This is a genomic window from Superficieibacter electus (genome assembly GCF_002915575.1).
Taxonomy (GTDB): Bacteria; Pseudomonadota; Gammaproteobacteria; order Enterobacterales; family Enterobacteriaceae; genus Superficieibacter; species Superficieibacter electus.
Genome location: NZ_PQGD01000014.1, coordinates 55,530 through 81,598 on the forward strand (window position 1 = coordinate 55,530; position 26,069 = coordinate 81,598).

Here is a 26,069-nt window from a genome sequence, read left to right on the forward strand (position 1 = left end):
GTCAGGGTGCTTCCTCAAACGTAGGCCCGGTAAGGCGAAGCCGTCACAGGGCAGGTGAGTAAGATGGCCTACGTCAGGGCGCTTCCTCAAAGTAGGCCTGATAAGGCGAAGCCGCCCGGGCAGGTGAGTAAGATGGCCTACGTCAGGGCGCTTCCTCACAGTAGGCCCGGTAAGCGCAGCGCCACCGGGCAGGTTAACCCTCTGAAATAATGCCATTCTCCCGCCACGCCTTTACGTTGGCTGACTAAAACCAGGATAAAAAATGTAGATCTGGATCACACTTTTGCGCTATATCTGAGCCTGGTATTTTTAGCAAAAGGTGCTGCTATGTCATCGCTACCCCGCCCGGCCGTGGAATTTATCTCCACTATTCTTCAGACCGTCCTCAATCTGGGGCTGTTAAGCCTCGGCCTGATTCTGGTCGTGTTTCTCGGTAAAGAGACGGTCCATCTGGCGGAGGTGCTGTTTGCGCCGGAGCAAACCAGCAAGTACGAACTGGTCGAAGGGCTGGTGGTGTACTTCCTGTACTTCGAATTTATCGCCCTGATCGTGAAGTATTTTCAGTCTGGTTTTCACTTCCCGCTGCGCTATTTCGTTTACATCGGGATCACCGCGATTGTCCGGCTGATCATCGTCGATCATACCTCGCCGCTGGATGTGCTGGTCTACTCAGGCGCGATCTTGTTGCTGGTGATCACACTGTGGTTGTGTAATACCAAGCGGCTAAAACGCGAATAAAAAAGGGCGCTCCGAAGAGCGCCAACAAAGGTCACAAGTAAAGATCATTGAAAAGTTGAGGGTCTTGCAGTGGCTTCGAACGATGAAACTTAACCTTTCACTCCGCCTGCCGTCAGGCCATTAACCAGCCAGCGCTGGGCCAGCAGGAACACGGCGGTAATCGGGATAGCAGAGAGCACCGCTGCTGCCGCAAAGTCGCCCCACAGGTAGTTTTGTGGGTTGAGATACTGCTGCATCCCGACCGCCAGCGTATAGCTGTTCACATCACGCAATAACAACGAGGCGACGGGCACTTCGGTGATTGCCGCGATAAACGACAGAATAAACACCACCGCCAGAATCGGTACCGACAGCGGCAGCAGCACCAGACGGAACGCCTGCCACGGCGTTGCGCCATCCAGCGACGCCGCTTCTTCCAGCGAGCTATCAATAGTTTCGAAATAGCCTTTAATGGTCCAGACGTGCAGCGCGATGCCACCCAGATAGGCGAAGATCACGCCGCCGTGCGTGTTCAGACCAATAAACGGAATGTACTGTCCGAGACGGTCAAACAAGGCGTACAGGGCGACCAGCGACAGTACCGCCGGGAACATCTGGAATATCAGCATCCCTTTCAGCAATGTTGCTTTACCCGGAAAACGCATACGGGCAAAGGCATAGGCGCAGGTGGTGGAGAGGGCGACGATACCAATGGCGGTAATGCCCGCGATTTTTATCGAGTTCCACAGCCACAGCAGCACCGGGAAAGGCGGCGGGGTCACGCGACCGTCGGCATGCTCAACGCTGAAGCCGAGCGCCAGCCGCCAGTGTTCCCAGGAAATCTGTTCCGGGATCAGGCTACCGGTGGCGAAGTTACCTTCACGCAGCGAGATGGCGATGACCATCAGCAGCGGGAACATAATTGCCGCGATAAATACCAGCAACAGCAGGTGCGTCACGAATAAACGTAATTTTTGCGATTTGGGTTGGACCATGGCCATTATCGTTATCTCCCTTAATCAAACTTCATGCGCGTGGCTTTCAGATTCACAATCGCCAGCGCCCCGACCAGCAGGAAGATCAGCGTGGCGATGGCTGCCGCCAGACCAAAGTCCTGACCACCGCCGCCTTCAAAAGCGATGCGGTAGGTGTAGCTCACCAGCAGATCGGTATAACCGGCAGGCGTGGTGGTGCCGAGACGGTCCGGACCACCGTTGGTCAGCAGTTGGATCAGCACGAAGTTATTAAAGTTAAACGCAAAGCTGGCGATCATCAGCGGCGTTAGCGGTTTGATCAGCAGCGGCAACGTGATTTTAAAGAAGTTCTGGAATGGCCCCGCGCCGTCCATTGCTGACGCTTCGTATAAATCGTCCGGGATTGCTTTCAGCAGGCCCATGCACAGGATCATCATGTAGGGATAACCCAGCCAGGTATTGACGATCACAATCATCGCCCTGGCGGTGGTCGGGTCGCTGAACCAGGCCGGTTTAATGCCGAACAACGCGCTCAGCATCATGTTGATTTCGCCGAAGCTCTGGTTAAACAGTCCTTTGAAAATCAGGATCGAGATAAAGGACGGCACCGCGTAGGGCAGGATCAGCAGCAGGCGGTAAATGGCTTTGCCTTTCAGCGATTCCCACTGTACCAGACAAGCCAGCACCATCCCCACCGCGACGGTGAGGATCACGGTGAGTACCGAGAAAATGACCGTCCAGACAAAAATAGCGAAGAAGGGTTTCTGAATGCCTTCGTCGGTAAAGACGCGCATAAAGTTATCCCAGCCGATCGTTACCGTGTAGCCGGGGCTGAGTTTTTCATCGCCCCAGTTGCCGTCAGCGTTGATCGCCTGGTAGTAGCCGATGTCATTGTTAGGGCGGTATTTAACGCCGCTTTGATTGTTGGTCAGCGTCCCGTCACTGGCTGCGGTATAAAGAGGACGCGTGCCGGAGAACTGGCGCAGCGAACTCATTATTACGTTCGTTTCATCAGGCAGTACGGCGGTAAGCTGGGTTAATGCCTGGCGATTCTGAGTGATTGCCCGTAAATTCGCCCGCTCAGCCGTTGGCAGAGCCGCCACTTCCTTCAGGGCGATTTTCTGCTCGCCGCCAAAAGTGAAGGCGTCGGAGAGATAGTTTTTTCCGGTTTCGCCGTCGGTCAGCGCAAGTTGCCATTTAGCCTCCACCGGATACAGTCCGAAGTTATAGGTTTTACCCGCCTGATAAGAGCGGTCCATCAGCACTTGCTGTGCGCGCTCCTGGGTAAGCTGGTTGGTGCTGCTGTAGTTGGTAAAGGCGATGGCGATGGTGCAGACCAGCGGGAACAGGACAAACAACCCCATCCCGGCCATGCCCGGATAAACGTAGCGCCACGCGTAGGTTTTACGGTTAGCGAAAATATACAGGCCAGCCGCGCTTAAAATCAGCGTCATGATGGCAAATAAGTACTCCCCCTGGGCGTACATTAAAACCACAAGATAACCTACCAGCAGCGCCAGCAATCCAATCACTGACCATTTCAGCGTTTCGCTTTGCCACCAGTGTTTCTTTTTAACGACATCCATGGGGATCGTCCTCTACAACAATTGATCTCTTCTGACGGCAGACAAACGTAATACCGTGGCATTTTGCCTGGCGGCGCTTCGCTTGCACAGACCTACCGGTAAGGCGTAATACGTTGATATAGTTGTTTTTTATAGCCGGGTGAGCATGGTGTCACCCGGCAAAATGACCAACATAGCGATGAAAACGAGTTGGTCGTCAACCTGTTAGCCTTACTTCGTGATACGACCCTGAGCGTCTTTCAGCGCGGCATCCACCGTCTGACGACCGCTGGCGGCGTTGATTACCGCCGTACGAACCGCGTACCAGAATGCGGCCATCTGCGGAACGTTCGGCATGATCTCGCCTTTCTGGGCGTTATCCATGGTGGCAGCGATGCGCGGATCTTTCGCTAACTGATCCTGGAAGGATTTCAGCGCCACGGCACCCAGCGGTTTGTCCTTATTCACTTCATCCAGACCCTGATCGGTCAGCAGGTAGTTTTCAAGGAACTCTTTCGCCAGTTCTTTATTCGGGCTGGCGGCGTTGATACCCGCGCTCAGCACGCCAACGAACGGTTTGGACGGCTTGCCTTTGAAGGTCGGCAGCAGCGCGACGCCGTAATTTACTTTGCTCTTGTCGATGTTCGACCACGCCCATGGACCGTTAATGGTCATCGCCGTTTCGCCTTTATTAAAGGCCGCTTCAGCGATGGAGTAATCGGTATCGGCGTTCATATGTTTGTTTTTGATCAAATCGACCAGGAAGTTCAGGCCAGCTTTCGCGCCTGCGCTGTCCACACCGACATCTTTGACGTTGTATTTACCGTCAGCAAATTTGAACGCATAGCCACCGTCAGCGGCAATAAGCGGCCAGGTGAAGTACGGTTCCTGAAGGTTAAACATCAGCGCGCTCTTACCTTTCGCTTTCAGCGTCTTATCCAGCGCCGGGATTTCTTCCCAGGTTTTCGGCGGATTCGGTACGAGGTCTTTGTTATAGATAAGCGACAGCGCTTCTACCGCAATCGGGTAGGCGATCAGCTTGCCGTTGTAGCGCACGGCGTCCCAGGTGAAAGGATAGAGTTTGTCCTGGAAAGCTTTGTCCGGCGTCACTTCAGCCAGCAGACCAGACTGCGCGTAGCCACCGAAACGGTCATGCGCCCAGAAGATGATGTCCGGACCGTCGCCCGTCGCGGCAACCTGCGGGTATTTTTCTTCCAGTTTATCCGGGTGTTCAACGGTGACTTTGATGCCGGTATCTTTTTCAAACTTCTTACCCACTTCAGCAAGGCCGTTATAGCCTTTATCGCCGTTGATCCAGATAACCAGCTTGCCTTCTTCGATTTTGGCGAAAGCGGAGGCGGAAAGCATCATCGTTGTCAGTGCAGAGAGTGCGAAGATGCGTGCGCCAGTTTTGATATTCATAGTATCCCGTCCTTATGGTCATTACGCGTGGAGACGCTCAGGTGGCTTGACGATGCTCAGTCTCCGGGTTTGACAAGCCCTTTCCATCCTCCCCACCTCTACGCCCCACCGCGTCGTTCTGTGATCTGCGTTACATAAATTTGAGTTATGCGTTCCAGCGCACATAAAAACGCGCCGATTTTTGTTGGCTGTATCACGAAAATAGCCGCCGCGCCCCGCGCACGGTCTCAGAAGCACGCGTCTCATCCTCCTGACTCCTCCCCCATAAAAAAGAGAGGGGGTGGAGGATTTGCCGCGTGGTGCTTTGGCCCATAGTCAGCCCATCTTGAATGTTTCTGTTGATGACAGGTTGTAACGAAGGGAGAGGGCATGGCGAGCGTACAGCTACGGAATGTAACGAAAGCCTGGGGCGACGTGGTGGTATCAAAAGATATCAACCTCGAGATCCATGAAGGTGAATTCGTGGTCTTTGTTGGCCCGTCAGGCTGTGGGAAATCGACCCTGCTGCGCATGATCGCCGGATTAGAAACCATCACCAGCGGCGATTTATTCATTGGTGAAACCCGAATGAATGACGTGCCGCCCGCCGAACGTGGTGTGGGTATGGTGTTTCAGTCCTATGCGCTCTATCCCCATCTCTCCGTTGCCGAAAATATGTCGTTTGGTCTCAAGCTGGCAGGTGCCAAAAAAGAGGTTATGAAGCAGAGCGTGAATCAGGTGGCGGAAGTACTTCAGCTTGCGCACTTGCTGGAGCGTAAGCCAAAGGCGCTTTCCGGCGGGCAGCGTCAGCGCGTGGCGATTGGCCGCACGCTGGTGGCGGAGCCGCGCGTGTTCCTGCTCGATGAGCCGCTCTCAAACCTTGACGCCGCGCTGCGCGTGCAGATGCGCATTGAGATCTCTCGCCTGCACAAACGGCTGGGCCGCACGATGATTTACGTCACCCACGATCAGGTTGAAGCGATGACGCTGGCCGACAAAATCGTGGTGCTGGATGCCGGTCGCGTGGCGCAGGTCGGTAAGCCGCTGGAGCTGTATCACTACCCGGCAGATCGCTTCGTGGCGGGCTTTATCGGCTCGCCAAAAATGAATTTCCTGCCGGTGAAAGTGACCGCCACGGCCATCGACCAGGTGCAGGTTGAGTTGCCTAACCGCCAGCACGTCTGGCTGCCGGTAGATAGCGCTAATGTACAGGTCGGCGCAAATATGTCGCTCGGTATTCGCCCGGAACATCTGCTGCCCAGCGACATCGCTGATGTCACCCTGGAAGGTGAAGTTCAGGTGGTCGAGCAGCTAGGTCACGAAACACAGATCCATATCCAGATCCCCGCCATCCGTCAGAACCTGGTGTACCGCCAGAATGACGTGGTGCTGGTAGAAGAGGGTGCCACATTCGCTATCGGCCTGCCGCCAGAGCGTTGCCATCTGTTCCGTGAGGATGGCACTGCATGTCGTCGGTTGCATCAAGAGCCGGGCGTTTAAGCATTCCCATTAAATACGCAAAGTGTGTAAAGCCCGATGCGTAATAAAAGAAAAGCAATGATCTCAGGAGATAGAATAATGACTACTCTGCGCAAACTTCCACTGGCGATCGCCATTACCGCGGGCATTCTCTCTGCCCACGCTGGTGCCGTCGATTTTAAAGGTTACGCTCGTTCCGGCATTGGCTGGACCGGCAGCGGCGGCGAACAACAGTGTTTCCAGGCAACCGGTGCACAAAGTAAATACCGTCTCGGTAACGAATGTGAAACCTATGCGGAACTGAAATTAGGTCAGGAAGTGTGGAAAGAAGGCGATAAGAGCTTCTATTTCGACACTAACGTTGCCTACTCCGTCGCACAGCAAAATGACTGGGAAGCCACCGATCCGGCCTTCCGCGAAGCCAACGTGCAGGGTAAAAACCTGATCGACGCGCTGCCAGGTTCTACCATCTGGGCTGGTAAGCGTTTCTATCAGCGTCATGACGTTCATATGATCGACTTCTACTACTGGGATATCTCTGGTCCTGGTGCCGGTATCGAAAACATCGATCTGAACGGTATTGGTAAACTCTCTTTTGCCGCCACGCGTTCGCAGGAATCCGGCGGTTCTACCTCCTTTAGCAGCAACCATATTTATGACGCCACCAAAGACACCGCTAACGACGTGTATGACGTGCGTTTAGCCGGTCTGGAAACCAACCCGGACGGCATGCTGGAATTTGGTGTGGACTACGGCCGTGCTAACACCACCGATGATTATCGTCTGGCTGACGGCGCATCGAAAGATGGCTGGATGTTCACCGCTGAACATACCCAGAGCATGATGAAAGGCTTCAACAAATTTGTTCTGCAATACGCTACTGACGCGATGACCGCGCAGGGTAAAGGTATTCCGCAGGGCTCCTGGACCGATGATGACATTGCTGCCGATCGTAACGTTAACAACGACGGTTCTCTGTGGCGCGTTATCGACCACGGTGCAATTACTCTTGCTGACAAATGGGACCTGATGTACGTCGGTATGTACCAGAAAATCGACCGTGATGACGACCGTGGTACCGACTGGTACACCGTCGGTGTGCGTCCGATGTACAAATGGACACCGATCATGAGCACCTTGCTGGAAGTGGGCTACGACAACGTGAAATCGCAGCAAACCAGCGATCGCAACAGCCAGTACAAAATCACCCTTGCTCAACAGTGGCAGGCTGGCGACAGCATCTGGTCTCGTCCTGCTCTGCGTCTGTTCGCAACCTATGCGAAATGGGATGAAAAATGGGGCTACGCCAAAGATTCTAACGGCAATATCGGCCGCTCAGCGATCAGCGACTCCACCGGCAACGGCCAGTTCTCCAACAGCCGTGGTGACGACGATGAGTTCAGCTTCGGCGCACAGATGGAAATCTGGTGGTAATACCGGGTTAACCGTATGACCAAAAGAGGGGCGCAAGCCCCTCAATGTCTTAAGGGGTAGCGCGCTATTGCCTGGCCACCGCTATACCCGGCAATTTTGAGGTGATAATAATGAAAATGAACAAAAGTCTTGTTGCGCTCTGCCTGACAGCAGGGTTACTGGCCGCCGCGCCGGCAATCAGCCTGGGCGAGGTCAATTACGTACCGCAAAACACCGCTGCCGCGCCAGCCATCCCGGCCGCTGCGCTACAGCAGCTCACCTGGACGCCAGTTGATCAGTCAAAACAGCAAACCTCGACCATTGCTTCCGTCGGACAACGACTCGACGTTGCGGGCATTACTGGTCCGGTTATCGCGTACAGTGTACCGGCCAATATCGGCGAGCTGACCTTAACACTGACCAGTGAAGTCAACAAACAGAGCAGCGTCTTCGCACCGAACGTGCTGATCCTCGATCAGAACCTGACGCCGTCCGCCTTTTTCCCCAGCAGCTACTTTACCTATCAGGAGCCGGGCGTGATGAGCGCAGACCGTCTTGAAGGGGTGATGCGTCTGACACCAGCGCTGGGACAGCAAAAAATTTACGTGCTGGTCTTTACCACTGAGAAAGATTTACAGCAAACCACAACGCTGCTGGACCCTGCCAAGGCCTACGCTAAAGGGATCGGTAATGCGGTACCGGATATTCCCGATCCGGTTGCCCGTCACACCACAGATGGCGTGGTGAAACTGAAAGTGAAAACCAACAGTAGCTCCAGCGTACTGGTTGGCCCGCTGTTTGGTTCATCAAACCAGGGTTCCGTTACCGTTGGCAATACCGCAGCGCCTGCGTATAGCGCGCCTGCACCGACCGCCGCTCCCGTTGCCAAAAGCGAGCCGGTCCTCAACGATACTGAAGCTTACTTTAATCAGGCCATTAAACAGGCTGTCGATAAAGGCGATGTCGATAAGGCATTGAAACTACTTAACGAAGCAGAGCGTCTGGGGTCAACGTCAGCGCGTTCCACCTTTATCAGCAGTGTAAAAGGCAAGGGGTGATCGTTTCCCCACAATGCTGATGTTTAGGCTTAGCCTTTCGGTGCGTCCTTCGGGGCGCACTTTTTTTGTCTGCACGGCCGTGTTACATATCTGTTGCGCTTTTGCATCTAACCCGCCCCCTGTCGCGCTTTTCTGCGTTACAATAGCTTCAGGCTTTGTACCGGAGAAACAGGCATGTCACATCCTGCGCTAACGCAATTGCGTGCGCTGCGCTATCTTGATGTTATCCCCTCGCTGAAAACCACACTGCGTGAGTGGCTATTGCTGGAAGATTCGATGACCAAACGGTTTGAACAGCAGGGGAAAACGGTCACTGTTACTTTACTTCGCGAAGCGTTTGTTGGCCGGGAAGCCATTACAGAAGAACTGACGCTACTGCCGGAAGAGCCGCGTTACTGGCTGCGGGAGATTATTCTCTGCGCAGATGGCGTCCCCTGGCTGGTGGGCCGTACTGTCGTACCGGAATCGACACTCAGCGGCCCTGAACTGGCGTTGCAAAAACTGGGTAAGACCCCGCTGGGGCGTTATTTATTTACCTCATCGACCCTGACCCGAGATTTTATTGAAGTTGGGAGGAGCGACGAGTTATGGGGGCGGCGCTCGCGTCTTCGGCTCAACGGAAAACCCTTGCTACTGACAGAGTTATTTCTACCGGCATCACCGATTTACCAGAAGGAAGAGAGAGATGGAGTGGAGTCTGACGCAGAATAAGCTGTTGGCGTATCACCGCCTGATGCGTACCGACAAACCGATTGGTGCACTGTTACTATTGTGGCCGACGCTATGGGCACTCTGGGTGGCAACGCCGGGGCTGCCGCCGCTGTGGATACTGGCTGTTTTTGTCGCTGGCGTCTGGCTGATGCGCGCGGCGGGTTGCGTGATTAATGATTATGCTGACCGCAAGATTGATGGTCATGTGAAGCGCACAGCGAATCGACCGCTGCCCAGCGGGGCGGTTAGTGGTAAAGAAGCGCGGATGCTGTTTGTGGTGCTGGTGCTGTGCTCTTTCCTGCTGGTATTGACGCTGAACCGGATGACCATCCTGCTTTCCGTTGCTGCGCTGCTGCTGGCGTGGGTGTATCCATTTATGAAACGCTACACCCATCTGCCGCAGGTAGTGCTTGGTGCGGCTTTCGGCTGGTCGATTCCGATGGCGTTCGCCGCCGTCAGCGAAACGCTGCCGCTGAGCTGCTGGCTGATGTTCCTGTGCAATATTCTCTGGGCGGTGGCCTACGACACGCAGTATGCGATGGTCGATCGCGATGATGACCTGAAGATCGGCGTGAAATCAACGGCGATCCTTTTCGGTCGTCACGATCGGCTGATCATTGGTATTTTGCAGGCGGCGGTACTGGCGTTGATGGTTGCCATTGGCTGGCTGAATGGACTGGGCAGCGCATTTTACGCGGCGGTGGCCGTGGCGGGCGGGCTGTTTGTGTATCAGCAGAAGCTGATTGTGCATCGTGAGCGCGATGCCTGTTTTAAGGCGTTTATGAATAATAACTATGTCGGACTGGCACTGTTTGTCGGGCTGGCGGTAAGTTACTGGTCATTCGTATAACGTTGGCTTTTGAGAGTAGACCTGCCGGGTGACGGCTTCGCCTTACCCGGCCTACGAATGCTGGTCATTCGTATAACGTTAGCTTTTCAGCGTAGACCTGCCGGGTGGCGGCTTCGCCTTACCCGGCTTACGAATGCTGGTCATTCGTATAACGTTAGCTTTTCAGCGTAGATCTGCCGGGTGACGGCTTCGCCTTACCCGGCCTACGGATGCCTGAATGTCAGCCACTGTAGGCCTGTGCAAGCGCAGCGCCGCCAGGCATTGCAGCGGCGTTGCATATGCCCGTATCCCGGCCTTTTTTCTTACTCGCCCTGCGCCGCGCTCTCAATCGTTAACCGTACGTCAGACGTAATTAACTCTGCCAGCATCTGATACACCTTCATGGTTTCTGCTGGTTCTGCATCGCCGGTATCGCTGATATAGCCTTCATCACGCAGCGTGAGCACCAGAGAACTGAAGACCGCTTTATCGAAGAACTCAGGGGCGTTGATGCCGTGTAACACGGACAAACGTTGCGCCACGGTACGGCTCTCTTTCTCCAGCGTGCCACGGTTGATCGACGGGTTAGCACTGAGTAGCCAGAAGGTAATGGCATAGCGCTGTAGCGTTTCACGTGCGCCTGCCGCCAGCAGTTGTAACGTGCGGGCTCGGGCCGGGTTAATACGGAACTCCGCTTCCTCAAGGGTAATCAGACCCTGGCGCGCCATCTCTGCCGTCAATGCGTCAATCACCCCTGCCACTTCACTGCTATCCCAGCGCAGGAACAGTTCGGCTTTCAGCATCGGGTACAGCAATTCCACATGGCGCAGCAGCGCGTCACGTGAAATCTGCCGATACTGCGTCACAATGGCCGCAATCAGTGATGGCAGCATCAGCATATGCGCAATATTGTTGCGATAGTAGGTCATCAGCACCGCCTGCTCGCGTGGCAGGACGATAATATCGCCAATAGTATCTTTCTCGACCAGGAACTTATTCATCTGCAATGCATGTTCAATAAGCTCGTTTGCGCTCGCCACAGGCGCGGTCGCATCGGGCGAATAGGGCACGTTGCGTAACAGATCGAGATAACATTCCAGTTGCTGCGTTAATTGCTCGCGGGTAAGGGAACGTTGGCGGGAAGCCAGCAGGGCGGTGCAGCACAGGTTCATGGCGTTGGCTGCGCCCGCATTGTTGATGCGCACCATTAAATCGGCGGCAATATGGTTTACCGTTGGCGTCAACCAGGCCGGGCGTACCGCTTCAATGGGGTCGATAGCGTCACGCCACTCAGGAACGTGCTGGTTAAGGTACGTCATCAGCGGCATTGGCTCGCCAAAGTTAACGTAGCCCTGACCGAGATTACGCAGCTTGCTTAAACCACGCATCATTTGCAGCAGATTTTCTTTTTCTTTGGTCGCGCCGCGCAGCTCTTTGGCATAAGTGCCGACTTCCATCACGTGCTCGTAGCCGATGTAAATCGGCACCAGGGTAATTGGACGCGTACCGCCACGCAGCATTGCCTGAATCGTCATCGACAGCGTGCCGGTTTTCGGGTCCAGCAGGCGACCGGTGCGCGAGCGGCCCCCTTCGACAAAGTATTCGACTGAATAGCCACGGCTGAACAGCTCGCCCAGATATTCGCGGAATACCGTCGAATAGAGCTTATTGCCCTTAAACGTACGGCGGATGAAGAATGCACCCAGACGGCGGAAAATCGGGCCGGCAGGCCAGAAGTTCAGATTGATACCGGCGGCAATATGCGGCGGCACCAGGCCCTGATGATAAAGCACATAAGAGAGCAGCATGTAGTCCATATGGCTGCGGTGGCAGGGCACGTAGACAATCTCATGGCCATCATGCGCCAGTTGCCGTACCCGCTCGGCATTATGGACGTTAATCCCCTGATACAGACGGTTCCAGGTGAAGCCGAGAATGCGGTCGGTCAGGCGGATCATTTCGTAAGAAAAGTTAGCGGCAATCTCTTCCATCAGCGCAATGGCATTCTGCTGCGCTTTTTCATGGGAGATTTTTTTGCTCCGCGCTTCATCTTCAACCGCGCGAGCAATGGCTTTGGACGCCAGCAGCTTATTAAACAGATCCTGACGTGCAGGCAGGCGCGGCCCGACGGCCGCCAGACGCTGCCGGGCAAAGTGCATACGCGCAACGCGCGCCAGCTTTTGCGCAATGATTTTATCCGTGCCATGCTCGTCAGCCATGCGGCGTAAAGAGACGGACGGCGAGAAGCGAACAAAGCTGTCGCGCCCCAGCCAGGAAACGGCAAAAAACTTTTGTATGCCGTTAAGCATTCGCAGCGGCGGGTTAACCTCACCTTTTTCACGACCTGGCGAACGGCCAAACATCACGGATACTGGCACCATTTGTACGTCAAGGCCCGGATTACTGCGATGCAGATCCAGATAGTCGTGAAAGAGTTTGATAGACTCTTCTTTCGGCGTGTAGTAAGTAAACACGCGCGGTCCGCCGTGAATAAATACGTAACGCGGCAGCAAGGTACCGTCGATCTCCAGCGGCTCCAGCGGGTCGGGGAGATCGTGCGCCAGACACTGGGCGCGCAGCGTGAGCAGGTCCGCTTTTGAGTTGTACGGCAAGACGTACATGATAGGGCGGGAGGTATCCAGACCCAGTTCCTGCGCGGGTTCCGCCGGAATAGACTTGCTCTTTACCAGAACGCTTAATGGTAAATTCAGTAATTTGTAGTAAATTCGTGGCCAGCCGGACATAAACGATGTGAAGCCTCTGGTTAATCATGCAAATGCGCTGCAAGGATATCAGAAAGTGAACCGATTTTCTGAGCTTACGCAGGAAGCGCGCTATATCATTGACGCTAATAATGTAAAAAGGTTCTTTTAATGGCCAATAATACCACCGGATTGACCCGGATTATCAACGCAGCGGGTTATTCCTGGAAAGGATTTCGTGCGGCATGGATCAACGAAGCGGCTTTTCGCCAGGAAGGCGTGGCGGCCGTAGTGGCCGTCATCATCGCCTGCTGGCTGGATGTTGATCCGGTAACGCGCGTCCTGCTGATTGGTTCGGTACTGCTGGTAATGATCGTGGAAATTTTAAACAGTGCAATTGAAGCGGTCGTGGACCGTATAGGAACGGAGCGGCACGAGTTGTCGGGCCGTGCTAAGGACATGGGATCGGCGGCAGTGCTACTGGCGATTATTATCGCGTTAGTCACCTGGGCGACCTTATTGTGGTCTCATTTTGGTTAAAGGTCGCAAAAGCCGAAAAGACTCCTGTTTTTTGTGCGATTTACGGTTCCAAAATCACCGTTGACTGTATATACTCACAGCACAACTGTATATACACCCAGGGGGCGGAATGAAAGCGTTAACGGCCAGGCAGCAAGAGGTGTTCGATCTCATCCGGGATCACATCAGCCAGACAGGCATGCCACCGACGCGTGCGGAAATTGCGCAACGTTTGGGGTTCCGTTCCCCAAATGCAGCGGAAGAACACCTTAAAGCACTGGCGCGTAAAGGGGTGATTGAAATCGTTACCGGCGCATCACGTGGTATTCGTCTGCTGATTGAGGAAGAAGAAGGTATTCCGCTTATCGGCCGCGTGGCTGCAGGTGAGCCGCTGCTGGCGCAGCAACATATTGAAAGCCATTATCAGGTTGACCCGTCTTTGTTTAAACCGAACGCCGATTTCCTGTTGCGCGTTAGCGGTATGTCGATGAAAGACATTGGCATTATGGACGGTGATTTACTGGCGGTACATAAAACACAGGACGTGCGTAATGGCCAGGTGGTTGTCGCGCGCATTGATGAAGAAGTAACCGTTAAGCGGCTGAAAAAACAGGGTAACGTAGTCGAGTTGTTACCGGAAAACAGCGAGTTTTCCCCTATTGTCGTTGATCTGCGCAAACAAAGCTTCTCTATTGAAGGGCTGGCTGTCGGCGTGATTCGTAACGGCGAATGGCTATAAAATGCTTCTGATGACGGCGGCGCTCGCAGCACCGCCGTCACCCCCTTACTTGTCCTCGTTATCATCTCGCCCGCAGGGTTAAATATTCTTAATTCCCCGCAGAGTGCAGGATCGTCATCTACACTTATTCTTACGTTCAGCAGAAAACACAGCTTATCTGGACGACAGAATTCAAATGATTTGTACCCCAACAATGAGGACATAATTATGAATAAAGACCAAGTAGGTGGTAACTGGAAGCAGTTCAAAGGTAAAGCGAAAGAACAATGGGGTAAACTGACCGATGACGACATGACCGTCATTGAAGGTAAACGTGACCAGCTGGTAGGTAAAATCCAGGAACGTTACGGTTACGAGAAAGATCAGGCGGAAACGGAAGTAAAAGACTGGGAAACCCGTCACGATTACCGCTGGTAGTAGCGAACTCAGTCACCGCTGAGATGATCCTACCCGAGGTACATGGAGGTACCACCCCATGAGAAGCCGCGATGAGTTTAGCGCGGCTTTTTCTTTACCTGGATACTGTGATCGTGTTGACACTCACCCGGATGGCGGCAGGCCTCCACTTCGGCACAGTCTGCACACAGGCCGTGGGCTTCTATTACGTTGTGGCGCAGGGCAAAGCCCATCCGTGCCGCCAGCGCATGCATAATATCTTCCACCCCATCGGCACCTTCCTCTTTTACCACGCCACAGCGGTCACAGATAAACATCGCTGAGGTATGGGAATGATCGAAGAGATGGCACAGCACATAGCTGTTGGTTGATTCCACCTTATGTACAAACCCCTGCTCGAGTAAAAACTCCAGCGCGCGATAGACCGTCGGCGGTTTAGCCTGCGGTTCTTTATCACGCAGCAGATCGAGCAGGTCGTAAGCGCTGATCGCACCCTGTTGCAGGCTCATCAACCGCAGCACTTCAAGACGCTGCGGCGTCAGGCGCACATTGCGTTGCAGGCACAGCTTTTCAGCCTGCGCTAACATCTCTTGCGAAGTGGTCTTATCCATAGCGTCCTCACGTGGGGGAAATAATGGTGCAGTTTACCATGTTCTGCGGGAAGTCAGAAATGGCGGGAATTATATCTGGAAAAGTCGATTTCTTACGCACCAGGAAGATTTGAGGGGAAGCTGTTTTGTGAGTACAATGGATGCACGAAAAAGGAGGGATTTATGGATACCAGAATTAACACCCGTATTTCTGAAGAGCTGAAAAGCGACGTAACACATGTTTTGACTGGCTGTGGGTTAACCGTCAGCGCGGCTATCCGTCTGTTTCTGGAAAAGGTCGTTCAGACTCAGGGATTGCCTTTTGAAGTTACCCGTCGCCCCTCACCTAAAACCGCTGCCGCATTACGTGAGACGCAGGATATTCTTAACAGCCGTAGCGCTCGTTTTGATTCAATGGATGCCATGCTTAAAGGATTGAATGGCAATGGTGAACAAGAGAAGTAAATTACCGCGGGCGGTTGAATATACTAAAACCTTCATGAAGTCGTGGGAACGTTATAATCGCTCAGGTCGCTACAACATGAACGACGTTGTAGCTGTTATGCAGTTAATTTTTGCTAATAAAGTGCTTCCGGCTGAGTATCTTGACCATGAGTTGAAAGGTAACTGGATGGGAACGAGAGAGCTCCACATTGGAGGTGACTTTTTACTTTTATACCATATCGATGAGAAGCAGAATATTGTGGTCTTTGTCGATTTGGGTACTCACAGCGAGCTATTTGGTTGAGGTTTAGCCTCGACCGAAAGAGAATCCTGGGAAGTATGTTAATCTGGCTTTTCGTCATAAGTATGCCAGAAAGCCTTGCTCAAACCAGTAGAGGCTCAAATCCACCATACATCAGAAGTTTAAAATGCAGCAAAATAAAGAATGTGAAAACGTAACCGCTTTCCCCGCACACCGCTTCTCCATCGCGCCGATGCTCGACTGGACGGACAGGCACTGCCGCTATTTCCTGCGCCTGCTTACCCGCCACACGCTGCTGTATACGGAAATGGTGACCACAGGGGCGATAATTCATGGCAAAGGCGATTATCTGGCCTATAGCGAACAAGAGCATCCGGTCGCGCTCCAGTTAGGCGGCAGCGACCCGGCGGCGTTGGCGCAGTGTGCAAAACTGGCCGAAGCGCGCGGTTATGATGAAATCAATCTCAACGTGGGCTGTCCTTCAGACCGCGTGCAAAACGGCATGTTCGGCGCGTGTTTGATGGGCAATGCCGCGCTGGTGGCGGACTGTATAAAAGCCATGCGCGATGTGGTTTCCATTCCGGTGACGGTGAAAACGCGTATCGGCATCGACGATCAGGACAGCTACGCGTTTCTGTGCCAGTTTATTGACACGGTTTCTGGAAAAGGCGAGTGCGAGATGTTTATTATCCACGCCCGCAAGGCATGGCTCTCCGGCCTGAGTCCGAAAGAAAATCGCGAGATCCCGCCGCTGGATTACCCGCGCGTTTACCAGCTTAAGCGCGATTTTCCGCACTTAACCATGTCTATTAACGGCGGCGTTAAATCTCTCGACGAAGCGAAAGCGCATCTGGAGCATATGGATGGCGTAATGGTCGGGCGTGAGGCGTACCAGAACCCAGGCATGCTGGCATCGGTGGATCGGGAGATTTTTCAGGCCATGGGTGCGCACGTCGATACGGTGGCGACCGTGCGCGCCATGTACCCCTATATTGAACGCGAACTCAGTCAGGGTACGTACCTTGGACATATTTCCCGGCACATGCTGGGTTTGTTTCAGGGGCTGCCCGGCGCACGGCAGTGGCGTCGCTATCTGAGTGAAAATGCGCATAAGCCGGGAGCGGACATCAACGTACTGGAGCATGCGCTTAAGCTGGTGGCTGATAAACGTTAAGGTTTCGCTAAAATCTGGTCAAATTCACCACGCCTCGCACAGCCCGTGCGGGGCGTTTTTGTTTAATTTCAATAATTTAATTATGGCACGATTTTTGTAAAGACCACTGTATCAGGGGTATTCGGGAGATGTCGCCATGCTGGAACTATTATTTATCATCGGATTTTTTGTCATGCTACTTATGACCGGTATATCGCTGGTGGGTATCCTCGCGGCGCTGGTCGTCGCCACGGTGCTGATGTTTGTGGGGGGCTTGTTCGCGATAGTCATCAAACTGCTGCCGTGGTTGCTGCTGGCAGTCGCAATCGTATGGGTCATTCGGGTAATAAAAGCGCCAAAAGTTCCGCAATATCAGCGCAATAAGCGTTCACGTTACTAAGGAATGTGCCGGGGATCACAACCCCGGCACTTTCGTACAGAATCGCGTAGGTTTTGCCAGGCAAATCTGTCACTATTATCCGTCGAACGAATTCATCGAGCTGTACCCTACATACGGCCGAACTAAAAAAAGTAAGGGCTTCCCTCGTGGAAGCCCTAAACTTTTCAGGGGATCAGCAGACTTGAACCCTGCGTCGCCCGGCTCTCCAGCGTTTCATGTGCCTTCTGCGCCTCTTTCAGGGCGAATTTTTGCGCGTCTGTCACATCCACTTTAATCACGCCGCTGGCGATCAGGGAAAACAGCTCATTGCTGGCTTCCGTCAGTTCTTCGCGATTGGTGATATATCCCTGAAGAGAAGGGCGCGTCGCAAACAGCGAACCTTTCTGGTTCAGAATGCCAAGGTTAACGCCCGTCACCGGGCCGGAAGAGTTACCAAAGCTTACCATTAGCCCATGACGTTGCAGACAGTCCAGCGACGCCTCCCAGGTATCTTTACCTACTGAATCGTAAACAACGCGGACCTTTTTACCGCCGGTCAGTTCTTTTACCCGTTCGACCAGGTTCTCTTCGCGGTAGTTAATCACCTGCCATGCGCCTGCCTGCTTCGCGCGCTGGGCTTTTTCCGCAGAGCCGACCGTGCCAATAAGTTTTGCGCCAAGGGCTTTTGCCCACTGGCAGGCAATCAATCCGACACCTCCCGCTGCGGCATGAAACAAGAAGATCTCTTCCGGCTTAATTTCATACGTTTTACGCAGCAGGTAAAACACCGTCAGCCCTTTTAAAAACGACGCTGCTGCCTGCTCGAAGGAAATGGCATCGGGCAGAATAGCGGCTTTATCGGCAGGCACGTTATGCACTGAGCTGTAGGCCCCAAGCGCAGACTGCGCATAGACCACCCGGTCGCCAGGTTTAATGTCGGTGACGCCGCTACCGACTTTGCTTACCACACCCGCGGCTTCGGTGCCTAAACCGCTGGGCAGGGAGGGCGGCGGATAGAGGCCGCTGCGAATATAGGTGTCAATGTAGTTGATGCCAATCGCTTTGTTCTCTACCTGAATTTCGTTTTCCGCCGGTTCGGTCGGCGTAAACTCTGCCGCCTGCAACACTTCCGGTCCGCCGTGCTTGTTAAATTCAATGCGTGTTGCCATGCTTCCTCCTGAACAATGTGATAATCTTTCGACCCATTCATCATCTCGGTAACTCCATTCACTATGGCAGGAAATAAACCCTTCAACAAACAGACTGAACCTCGCGACCCGCAGGTTGCCGGGTTAAAAATGCCCCCGCACTCGATTGAAGCGGAACAGTCGGTGTTGGGGGGTTTAATGCTGGACAACGAACGCTGGGACGATGTTGCCGAGCGCGTTGTGGCGGACGACTTTTATACCCGGCCACACCGGCACATTTTCACCGAAATGGGGCGTTTGCAGGAGATGGGTAAACCTATCGACCTGATTACCCTCGCGGAATCGCTGGAGCAGCAGGGGCAGCTTGATAGCGTGGGTGGCTTCGCTTACCTGGCGGAATTATCGAAAAATACGCCAAGTGCGGCGAACATCAGCGCGTATGCTGACATCGTGCGTGAACGCGCGGTCGTCCGCGATATGATTTCAGTGGCCAATGAGATTGCCGATGCGGGCTACGATCCGCAGGGCCGCAGCAGCGACGAACTGCTGGATCTTGCCGAGTCCCGCGTTTTTCAGATTGCCGAAAATCGCGCCAATAAAGACGAAGGCCCGAAAAGCATCGATCAAATCCTCGACGCCACCGTGGCGCGTATTGAGACCCTGTTTCAGCAACCGCATGACGGCGTTACCGGGGTGGATACCGGCTATCAGGATTTGAATAAAAAGACCGCCGGGCTACAGCGTTCGGATTTGATCATCGTCGCCGCGCGTCCGTCGATGGGTAAAACCACCTTCGCGATGAACCTTTGCGAAAATGCGGCGATGTTGCAGGACAAACCGGTATTAATTTTCAGTCTGGAGATGCCCGGCGAGCAAATCATGATGCGTATGCTGGCGTCGCTCTCCCGCGTGGATCAGACGCGTATTCGTACCGGGCAGCTTGATGATGAGGACTGGGCGCGTATCTCCGGCACGATGGGCATTTTGCTGGAGAAGCGCAATATGTATATTGACGACTCCTCCGGCCTGACGCCGACAGAAGTTCGCTCCCGCGCACGGCGTATTTTCCGCGAGCATGACGGGCTTAGTCTTATCATGATCGACTACCTCCAGCTAATGCGCGTTCCGTCACTTTCTGACAACCGTACTCTGGAAATCGCTGAGATTTCCCGCTCGCTGAAAGCGCTGGCGAAAGAGCTTCAGGTACCGGTGGTGGCGCTGTCGCAGCTTAACCGCTCGCTGGAACAGCGCGCCGATAAGCGACCGGTCAACTCAGACCTGCGTGAATCCGGCTCCATTGAGCAGGACGCCGACCTTATCATGTTTATCTATCGTGACGAGGTGTACCACGAGAACAGCGATCTTAAAGGCATCGCGGAAATCATTATTGGTAAACAACGTAACGGCCCGATCGGGACGGTACGGTTGACCTTTAACGGACAGTGGTCGCGTTTTGATAACTACGCCGGGCCACAGTACGACGACGAATAATTCAGGTAACTCAAGCACACATTTATCAAGGAACACACATGCAAGCGGCAACTGTAGTTATTAACCGCCGCGCTCTGCGACACAACCTGCAACGCCTGCGCGAACTGGCTCCTGCCAGTTGCCTCGTTGCGGTGGTGAAAGCGAACGCCTACGGACACGGTCTTCTGGAGACCGCGCGAACGCTTACCGACGCTGACGCTTTCGGCGTCGCCCGTCTCGAAGAAGCCTTACGGCTGCGTGAGGGCGGTATTACCCGGCCCATCCTGCTGCTTGAGGGTTTTTTCAATGCCGCCGATCTGCCAACGATCGCCGCGCAGCACCTGCATACCGCCGTGCATAATCTCGAACAGCTTGCCGCGTTAGAACAGGCCGATCTTAGCGAACGCGTTACCGTCTGGATGAAAATTGATACCGGCATGCACCGCCTCGGCGTGCGCCCGGAAGAGGCAGAGGCGTTTTATCAGCGTCTGACGCAGTGTAAAAACGTGCGCCAGCCGGTCAATATAGTCAGCCATTTCGCCCGTGCCGATGAGCCAGAATGCGGGGCAACGGAAAGGCAGCTCGATATTTTTAATACCTTCTGCGAAGGCAAACCGGGGCAGCGCTCAATTGCCGCGTCAGGCGGTATTTTGTTGTGGCCGCAGTCGCATTTTGACTGGGTGCGGCCGGGCATTATTCTTTACGGTGTCTCACCGCTGGAACAAAAGCCCTGGGGGCCGGATTTTGGTTTTCAGCCCGTTATGTCGCTGACCTCCAGCCTGATTGCCGTGCGCGAGCATAAAGCCGGTGAACCGGTGGGCTATGGCGGGACCTGGGTGAGCGAGCGCGATACACGTCTGGGCGTGGTAGCGATGGGCTACGGCGACGGGTATCCGCGCGCCGCGCCGTCCGGGACGCCGGTGCTGGTCAACGGCCGGGAAGTGCCGATTGTCGGGCGTGTGGCGATGGATATGATTTGCGTTGATTTAGGACCGCAGGCCACCGAGCGGGCGGGCGATCCGGTGATCATGTGGGGCGACGGCCTGCCCGTTGAACGCATTGCCGATATCACAAAAGTAAGTGCTTACGAACTTATTACGCGCCTGACGTCACGGGTCGCGATGCACTATATCGATTAAGCCTGGCGCTCCAGGGAGGGAATGATGACATTGCCAGAAATCGCCGCCTGTCTCAGCTATGCCATTTCCGTCTGGCTGGCGGCGCGTAACAGCGTTCATACATGGTGGACGGGGATCATTGGTAGCGTGTTGTATGGCTGGGTATTCTGGTCTGTTCAGCTATATGCTGATGTGACGCTTCAGGTCTTTTTCATCATCACCAGCATTACCGGCTGGCTGCACTGGCTTAAAGGCCATCACGGCGAGGTGCTGCCCATCCGTAAAACGTCTGTTGGGCATCTTTTTTTACTGTTCTGTGGCGCAATTCTTGTTGCCGCTGGCTATGGTTTGCTGCTGCACACCTTTACCAACGCCTGGTCGCCGTGGCTGGATTCATTAATCCTGACGTTCAGCATACTGGCGCAGTTTATGCTGATGGGTCGCCGCCTGGAAAACTGGTATGTCTGGCTGGCGGTGAATACGCTGGCGGTGCCGCTGTATGCTTACCGGGGATTGTCCCTGACGGCGGTGCTGTATCTGATTTTCTGGTTCAATGCCTGGCACGGTCTGTGGAAATGGCGCAGGGAGCTGCGGGCGCAATGAAACGTTTTACGACCGGTCTGGTGGTTGGTAAGTTTGCGCCGCTGCACTGCGGTCATGAACGGCTGATTAACGCTGCGCTGGCGCAGTGTGAAACAGTATTGCTGCTGAGCTATTCGGTGCCGGAACTGCCAGGCTGTGAACCGGAAAAGCGCCAGCGCTGGCTGCAACTGCGGTTTCCACAATGTCAGTCGCTGGTGCTGATGCCTGAAAGGGTGGCACAGTGGCAACTGCCGGCGATTCCGCAAAATGACGACCCGGCGGATACGCACCGACATTATGTTGCCACAGTATGTGAGCAGGTCTTTCAGCAGCATCCGCAGGCGGTTTTTACCGGCGAAGATTACGGCGACGGCTTTGCAGCGGTACTCAGCGCGCGTTTTAATCAGCCAGTCACTCACGTCAGGCTCCAGCGCGGAACACAAGCGGATGCGCCGTCCGGGACGCTGATCCGTGCCGATGTCCACCGTCATCGTGCGCTGCTGGCGGAGGAGGTTTACCGTGATTTTGTCTTCCGCATTTGTCTGCTGGGCGGTGAATCAACCGGTAAGAGTACGCTCGCACAGGCGCTGGCCGCGGCGTTACATACTGATTTCGTTGCCGAATTTGGCCGCGAATACTGGGAAGCGAAGCACGGCGAATTAAGTTATGACGATCTGCTGCACATTGCCCGCACCCAGGTGAAGCGGGAAGACGCCGCGCATCCCGCACAGTATCTGGTCTGCGACACCTCGCCGCTGACCACGTTATTCTATACGCTCCATCAGTTCGGTCAGGCACCAGAAGAACTCCATCAACTGGCAGAACGTCCTTACTCCTTAATCATCCTGTGCGATACGGATTTTGCCTTTGTCCAGGACGGTACGCGGCAGGGCGAGGCGTTCCGCCATCTCCAGCAGGCGTGGTATGAGCGTGAACTGGCGCGCCGCAGGCTGCCGTTTATCCGGGTAAGCGGTGCGCTTACTGAGCGGGTAGCGCAAATTCTGGCGCATCTTTCAACATTGCATTAAACATTGTTATCTCCCTTCGGGCTGGTTTATTGTGTTATTCACTCAGACCGTAAACCTGGAGAACCACCACGTGTTTCAGAAAGTTGACGCCTACGCTGGCGACCCGATCCTCTCCCTGATGGAGCGTTTTAAAGACGATCCGCGCAGCGACAAAGTCAATCTCAGTATCGGCCTTTATTACAATGAAGACGGTATTATCCCGCAGCTACAGGCGGTGGCTGAAGCCGAGGCGCGGCTCAATGCGCAGCCGCACGGTGCTTCTCTTTATCTGCCGATGGAAGGTCTGAATACTTATCGCCATACCATTGCTCCTCTGCTGTTTGGTGCCGATCACCCGTTACTGGCGCAAAACCGCGTGGCAACGATTCAGACGCTGGGCGGCTCCGGCGCGCTGAAGGTCGGCGCGGACTTCCTGAAGCGCTACTTCCCGGATTCAGGCGTCTGGGTGAGCGATCCTACCTGGGACAACCACGTCGCCATTTTTGAAGGCGCTGGATTCAGCGTAAACACGTACCCCTGGTTTGATGATGAGACCAAAGGTGTTCGCTTTGACGCGCTTATGAAAACCCTGCATACGCTGCCTGCGCAGAGTATTGTTCTGCTCCACCCGTGCTGCCATAACCCCACCGGGTCCGATCTCACCAATGCGCAGTGGGATGCCGTGATCGAGGTCCTGAAGACCCGCGCGTTGATCCCGTTCCTCGACATTGCCTATCAAGGTTTTGGTGCCGGAATGGATGAGGATGCGTATGCCATCCGCGCAATCGCCAGCGCGGGGCTACCAGCGCTGGTCAGCAATTCGTTTTCCAAAATTTTCTCGCTGTATGGTGAGCGCGTGGGTGGCCTGTCAGTGGTTTGTGACGATGCCGATTCTGCCTCGCGCGTGCTTGGACAACTTAAAGCCACCGTGCGCCGCAACTACTCCAGCCCACCGAACTTTGGCGCGCAAGTTGTCGCGACAGTACTCGGCGACGAGGCATTAAAAGCGCAATGGCTGGCGGAAGTAGAGGCAATGCGCCTGCGAATTCTGGCAATGCGTCAGACGCTGGTGACGGTACTCAAAGACGCCGTGCCGGGCCGCAATTTCGATTACCTGTTACAACAGCGCGGCATGTTTAGCTATACCGGTCTGAGCGCAGCTCAGGTCGATCGTCTGCGCGATGAATTCGGTATCTACCTGATTGCCAGCGGGCGGATGTGCGTTGCCGGGCTGAATGACCATAATGTTCAGCGCGTCGCCCGGGCCTTTGCTGCTGTAATGTAAGTACTCACTTACTTTGAGCGTGAGACCTTGTGGCACAGTGCCGGGTCTCACACCATTGCCCTTTAGCTATTCATGTCACAAAAGCGGATAAAAACCTTCCTTTCGTCCGCCCCCGGGGGTAAGGTCTGCCAAAACGCGCTGTCTTGCGCGGGTTAAAACGATAATAAATTGCGACTCAGGGAAATGAATGTATGCGTAAGATCATTATGGCGCTTGGTGCCGCTGGCCTGGCTCTGGCGCTCAATAGCACCGTCGTGGCCCGCGCCTCCACGCCTTCTCCGCTGTATACCGGCACTAACGTTGCCCGGCTCGCCGAACAAGCGCCCATTCACTGGGTGTCCGTGGCGCAGATCGAAAATAGCCTGACAGGCCGCCCGCCGATAGCCGTCGGGTTTGATATCGACGACACCGTCCTGTTTTCAAGTCCGGGATTCTGGCGCGGTAAAGAGACCTTTTCGCCGGGTAGCGAAGACTACCTCCATAATCCGGCCTTCTGGGAAAAAATGAACAACGGTTGGGATGAGTTCAGCATTCCCAAAGAGGTGGCGCGCGCGCTGATTGCCATGCATGTGAAACGCGGTGACCGTATTTATTTCATTACCGGGCGCAGCCAGACACAGACGGAAACGGTGTCAAAAACGCTTCAGACTGATTTTGCTATTCCGGCGGCCAACATGAATCCGGTTATTTTTGCTGGTGAGAAGGCGGGCCAGAATACCAAAACGCAATGGCTGCATGATAAGCAGGTTAAGGTGTTCTACGGCGATTCTGACAACGACATAACCGCCGCGCAGGAAACGGGCGCGCGGGCCATTCGCGTTTTACGTGCGTCAAACTCAACCTATAAACCGTTGCCGCAGGCCGGGGCGTTTGGTGAAGAGGTCATTGCTAACTCTGAATATTAATACGTGCGCGTGAAACGCTGATTTTTTAAACAAAAAGACGCTAAAGGGTTTACCTTTTGGCGTCTTGCTGCACACTTAGAGAGATTCATCTTTCTGACTGGAGCAGCTTATGTGGTATCAGCAAACCCTGACATTACGCGCGCAACCGCGTGGATTTCACCTTGTCACCGATGAGGTGCTCGGACAAATTCATGCGCTTTCCCGCGTTAATACCGGTTTGTTGCACCTGCTGCTACAGCACACTTCCGCTTCCCTGACCCTCAATGAAAACTGCGATCCGAGCGTGCGGCGCGATATGGAGCAGCATTTTCTTACGACCATTCCCGACGACGCGGCTTATGAGCATGATTATGAAGGGCCGGACGACATGCCGTCGCATATCAAATCGTCAACGCTGGGCGTCTCTCTGCTGCTGCCGGTAAAAAACGGCCGCGTACAGTTGGGAACCTGGCAGGGGATCTGGCTGGGAGAGCACCGTATTCACGGCGGTTCGCGTCACATTATTGCGACCCTGCAAGGAGAATAACCATGACCGATTCGGAACTATTACAATACTGTATGGCAAAGCCCGGCGCAGAACAAAGCGTACATAGTGACTGGAAGGCCACGCAAATTAAGGTCGCAGATGTCCTTTTTGCGATGGTTAAAATTGTGGAAGAACGCCCGGCCGTCTCCCTGAAAACCAGTCCGGAGCTGGCAGAACTGTTACGTAATGAACATAAAGATGTGCGTCCCAGTAAGCATCTTAATAAGGCGCACTGGAGCACCGTTTATCTCGACGGCACGCTACCGGCTTCACAGATTTACTATCTGGTCGATGCCTCTTACCAGCAAGCCATCGCTACCTTGCCGGATGAGAAGCGCAAACTGCTACCGCTCTGATTCAGAGGGCGGCAATCAGCGATGCCAGGATGATATCCAGTAAGCGGATAGTGATCGACTGAATACGATTGCGCAGAGCAATCTCCGCATTATTGGCGCGCAGGCGAGCGATATCACGCTGGCCTTCCAGCAACACGATCAGGTCCTCCTGCGTGAGCCAGCCGCGTGCTTTTTCACGCAGTGCCATTGCTATGAGTCCACCGGCATCGCGAATGCCGGCATCTTCATCTGCCAGGGCACATTTAAGCAGCGTGAAAAACTCTGTGGCGGTCGCGCCGGGCCCCGAAAGCGGGATATCGGAAGCAGTGAGTAGGGTCTGTATTGCGTCTGTGGAGGACATC

General features: G+C 54.4%; 28 protein-coding genes. 21 read left to right on the forward strand and 7 right to left on the reverse strand.

Annotated elements, in window-relative coordinates; all coding sequences use genetic code 11:
* The first annotated feature begins 327 nt into the window (after nt 1-327).
* Complete coding sequence (gene psiE / locus CHU32_RS17515) at nt 328-738, forward strand: phosphate-starvation-inducible protein PsiE (RefSeq protein ID WP_103677341.1); 411 nt, start codon at nt 328-330, stop codon at nt 736-738.
* A gap of 89 nt (nt 739-827) precedes the next feature.
* On the opposite strand, the gene malG is transcribed toward psiE, so the two are convergent.
* The 3 genes from malG to malE form a co-directional block, all read right to left on the reverse strand.
* Nucleotides 828-1,718: a maltose ABC transporter permease MalG gene (gene malG / locus CHU32_RS17520; protein WP_103677342.1), complete on the reverse strand. Its 891-nt coding sequence runs from the start codon at nt 1,716-1,718 to the stop codon at nt 828-830.
* Between the two features lie 14 nt (nt 1,719-1,732).
* Complete coding sequence (gene malF / locus CHU32_RS17525) at nt 1,733-3,277, reverse strand: maltose ABC transporter permease MalF (RefSeq protein ID WP_103677343.1); 1,545 nt, start codon at nt 3,275-3,277, stop codon at nt 1,733-1,735.
* A 210-nt stretch (nt 3,278-3,487) separates the two neighbouring features.
* A complete protein-coding gene (malE, locus tag CHU32_RS17530) occupies nt 3,488-4,678 on the reverse strand; it encodes a maltose/maltodextrin ABC transporter substrate-binding protein MalE (RefSeq protein WP_103677344.1) in 1,191 nt (396 codons plus the stop codon).
* A gap of 369 nt (nt 4,679-5,047) precedes the next feature.
* Here malE and malK point away from each other — a divergent pair, with 369 nt between their 5' ends.
* The 5 genes from malK to ubiA all read left to right on the forward strand — a co-directional run bounded on the left by malK (nt 5,048) and on the right by ubiA (nt 10,168).
* Nucleotides 5,048-6,157, forward strand: coding sequence for a maltose/maltodextrin ABC transporter ATP-binding protein MalK (gene malK, locus CHU32_RS17540; protein WP_103677345.1), 1,110 nt, complete (start codon nt 5,048-5,050; stop codon nt 6,155-6,157).
* Nucleotides 6,158-6,232: 75 nt separating this feature from the next.
* Nucleotides 6,233-7,570 carry a maltoporin gene (locus CHU32_RS17545; protein WP_103677405.1) on the forward strand — a complete coding sequence of 446 codons (1,338 nt, stop codon included), beginning with the start codon at nt 6,233-6,235 and terminating at the stop codon, nt 7,568-7,570.
* Nucleotides 7,571-7,680: 110 nt separating this feature from the next.
* Nucleotides 7,681-8,607 (forward strand): maltose operon protein MalM, encoded by a 927-nt coding sequence (gene malM, locus CHU32_RS17550; RefSeq protein WP_103677346.1) that lies wholly within the window; start codon nt 7,681-7,683, stop codon nt 8,605-8,607.
* 174 nt (nt 8,608-8,781) lie between these two features.
* Nucleotides 8,782-9,318, forward strand: a complete 537-nt coding sequence (ubiC, locus tag CHU32_RS17555) for a chorismate lyase (RefSeq protein WP_103677406.1) — start codon at nt 8,782-8,784, stop codon at nt 9,316-9,318.
* Nucleotides 9,293-10,168, forward strand: a complete 876-nt coding sequence (ubiA, locus tag CHU32_RS17560) for a 4-hydroxybenzoate octaprenyltransferase (protein ID WP_103677347.1) — start codon at nt 9,293-9,295, stop codon at nt 10,166-10,168. Before ubiC ends, ubiA begins: the two co-directional genes overlap by 26 nt.
* A 302-nt stretch (nt 10,169-10,470) precedes the next feature.
* Here ubiA and plsB read toward each other — a convergent pair whose 3' ends face one another.
* Nucleotides 10,471-12,891: a glycerol-3-phosphate 1-O-acyltransferase PlsB gene (plsB, locus tag CHU32_RS17565; RefSeq protein WP_103677348.1), complete on the reverse strand. Its 2,421-nt coding sequence runs from the start codon at nt 12,889-12,891 to the stop codon at nt 10,471-10,473.
* A gap of 129 nt (nt 12,892-13,020) precedes the next feature.
* Here plsB and CHU32_RS17570 point away from each other — a divergent pair, with 129 nt between their 5' ends.
* From CHU32_RS17570 to CHU32_RS17580, 3 genes are all read left to right on the forward strand, one after another.
* Nucleotides 13,021-13,389 (forward strand): diacylglycerol kinase, encoded by a 369-nt coding sequence (locus CHU32_RS17570; protein ID WP_103677349.1) that lies wholly within the window; start codon nt 13,021-13,023, stop codon nt 13,387-13,389.
* A 109-nt stretch (nt 13,390-13,498) separates the two neighbouring features.
* Nucleotides 13,499-14,107, forward strand: a complete 609-nt coding sequence (lexA, locus tag CHU32_RS17575) for a transcriptional repressor LexA (RefSeq protein ID WP_103677350.1) — start codon at nt 13,499-13,501, stop codon at nt 14,105-14,107.
* 207 nt (nt 14,108-14,314) lie between these two features.
* Nucleotides 14,315-14,524, forward strand: a complete 210-nt coding sequence (locus tag CHU32_RS17580; RefSeq protein WP_103677351.1) for a CsbD family protein — start codon at nt 14,315-14,317, stop codon at nt 14,522-14,524.
* A gap of 77 nt (nt 14,525-14,601) precedes the next feature.
* Here CHU32_RS17580 and zur read toward each other — a convergent pair whose 3' ends face one another.
* Entirely contained in the window at nt 14,602-15,114 is a 513-nt protein-coding gene (gene zur / locus CHU32_RS17585) for a zinc uptake transcriptional repressor Zur (protein WP_103677352.1), read from the reverse strand.
* A gap of 162 nt (nt 15,115-15,276) precedes the next feature.
* Here zur and CHU32_RS17590 point away from each other — a divergent pair, with 162 nt between their 5' ends.
* The 4 genes from CHU32_RS17590 (at nt 15,277) to pspG (ending at nt 17,352) form a co-directional block, all read left to right on the forward strand.
* Nucleotides 15,277-15,558, forward strand: coding sequence for a type II toxin-antitoxin system RelB/DinJ family antitoxin (locus tag CHU32_RS17590; protein ID WP_103677353.1), 282 nt, complete (start codon nt 15,277-15,279; stop codon nt 15,556-15,558).
* Entirely contained in the window at nt 15,533-15,841 is a 309-nt protein-coding gene (locus CHU32_RS17595; RefSeq protein WP_103677354.1) for a type II toxin-antitoxin system YafQ family toxin, read from the forward strand. The genes CHU32_RS17590 and CHU32_RS17595 overlap by 26 nt, the downstream gene beginning before the upstream one ends.
* 124 nt (nt 15,842-15,965) lie before the next feature.
* Complete coding sequence (gene dusA, locus CHU32_RS17600; protein WP_103677355.1) at nt 15,966-16,973, forward strand: tRNA dihydrouridine(20/20a) synthase DusA; 1,008 nt, start codon at nt 15,966-15,968, stop codon at nt 16,971-16,973.
* Nucleotides 16,974-17,109: 136 nt separating this feature from the next.
* Entirely contained in the window at nt 17,110-17,352 is a 243-nt protein-coding gene (gene pspG / locus CHU32_RS17605; RefSeq protein ID WP_103677356.1) for an envelope stress response protein PspG, read from the forward strand.
* Nucleotides 17,353-17,516: 164 nt separating this feature from the next.
* Here the strand turns inward: pspG and CHU32_RS17610 are convergent, their stop codons facing one another.
* Complete coding sequence (locus CHU32_RS17610) at nt 17,517-18,500, reverse strand: quinone oxidoreductase (protein WP_103677357.1); 984 nt, start codon at nt 18,498-18,500, stop codon at nt 17,517-17,519.
* Between the two features lie 63 nt (nt 18,501-18,563).
* Here CHU32_RS17610 and dnaB point away from each other — a divergent pair, with 63 nt between their 5' ends.
* The 8 genes from dnaB (at nt 18,564) to CHU32_RS17650 (ending at nt 25,728) form a co-directional block, all read left to right on the forward strand.
* Nucleotides 18,564-19,970 carry a replicative DNA helicase gene (gene dnaB, locus CHU32_RS17615; protein WP_103677358.1) on the forward strand — a complete coding sequence of 469 codons (1,407 nt, stop codon included), beginning with the start codon at nt 18,564-18,566 and terminating at the stop codon, nt 19,968-19,970.
* A gap of 38 nt (nt 19,971-20,008) precedes the next feature.
* Entirely contained in the window at nt 20,009-21,088 is a 1,080-nt protein-coding gene (gene alr / locus CHU32_RS17620) for an alanine racemase (protein ID WP_103677359.1), read from the forward strand.
* A 24-nt stretch (nt 21,089-21,112) separates the two neighbouring features.
* Complete coding sequence (gene pnuC / locus CHU32_RS17625; protein WP_103677360.1) at nt 21,113-21,670, forward strand: nicotinamide riboside transporter PnuC; 558 nt, start codon at nt 21,113-21,115, stop codon at nt 21,668-21,670.
* Nucleotides 21,667-22,677 (forward strand): AAA family ATPase, encoded by a 1,011-nt coding sequence (locus CHU32_RS17630; protein WP_103677361.1) that lies wholly within the window; start codon nt 21,667-21,669, stop codon nt 22,675-22,677. The genes pnuC and CHU32_RS17630 overlap by 4 nt, the downstream gene beginning before the upstream one ends.
* Before the next feature lie 70 nt (nt 22,678-22,747).
* Nucleotides 22,748-23,941, forward strand: a complete 1,194-nt coding sequence (gene tyrB / locus CHU32_RS17635; protein ID WP_103677362.1) for an aromatic amino acid transaminase — start codon at nt 22,748-22,750, stop codon at nt 23,939-23,941.
* Between the two features lie 191 nt (nt 23,942-24,132).
* Nucleotides 24,133-24,846, forward strand: coding sequence for an acid phosphatase AphA (aphA, locus tag CHU32_RS17640; protein WP_103677363.1), 714 nt, complete (start codon nt 24,133-24,135; stop codon nt 24,844-24,846).
* Between the two features lie 109 nt (nt 24,847-24,955).
* Nucleotides 24,956-25,372, forward strand: a complete 417-nt coding sequence (locus CHU32_RS17645; protein ID WP_103677364.1) for a secondary thiamine-phosphate synthase enzyme YjbQ — start codon at nt 24,956-24,958, stop codon at nt 25,370-25,372.
* A 2-nt stretch (nt 25,373-25,374) separates the two neighbouring features.
* Nucleotides 25,375-25,728, forward strand: coding sequence for an MmcQ/YjbR family DNA-binding protein (locus CHU32_RS17650; RefSeq protein WP_103677365.1), 354 nt, complete (start codon nt 25,375-25,377; stop codon nt 25,726-25,728).
* A 1-nt stretch (nt 25,729) separates the two neighbouring features.
* Here CHU32_RS17650 and CHU32_RS17655 read toward each other — a convergent pair whose 3' ends face one another.
* Nucleotides 25,730-26,068 carry a hypothetical protein gene (locus tag CHU32_RS17655; RefSeq protein ID WP_103677366.1) on the reverse strand — a complete coding sequence of 113 codons (339 nt, stop codon included), beginning with the start codon at nt 26,066-26,068 and terminating at the stop codon, nt 25,730-25,732.
* Between the last annotated feature and the right edge of the window lies 1 nt (nt 26,069).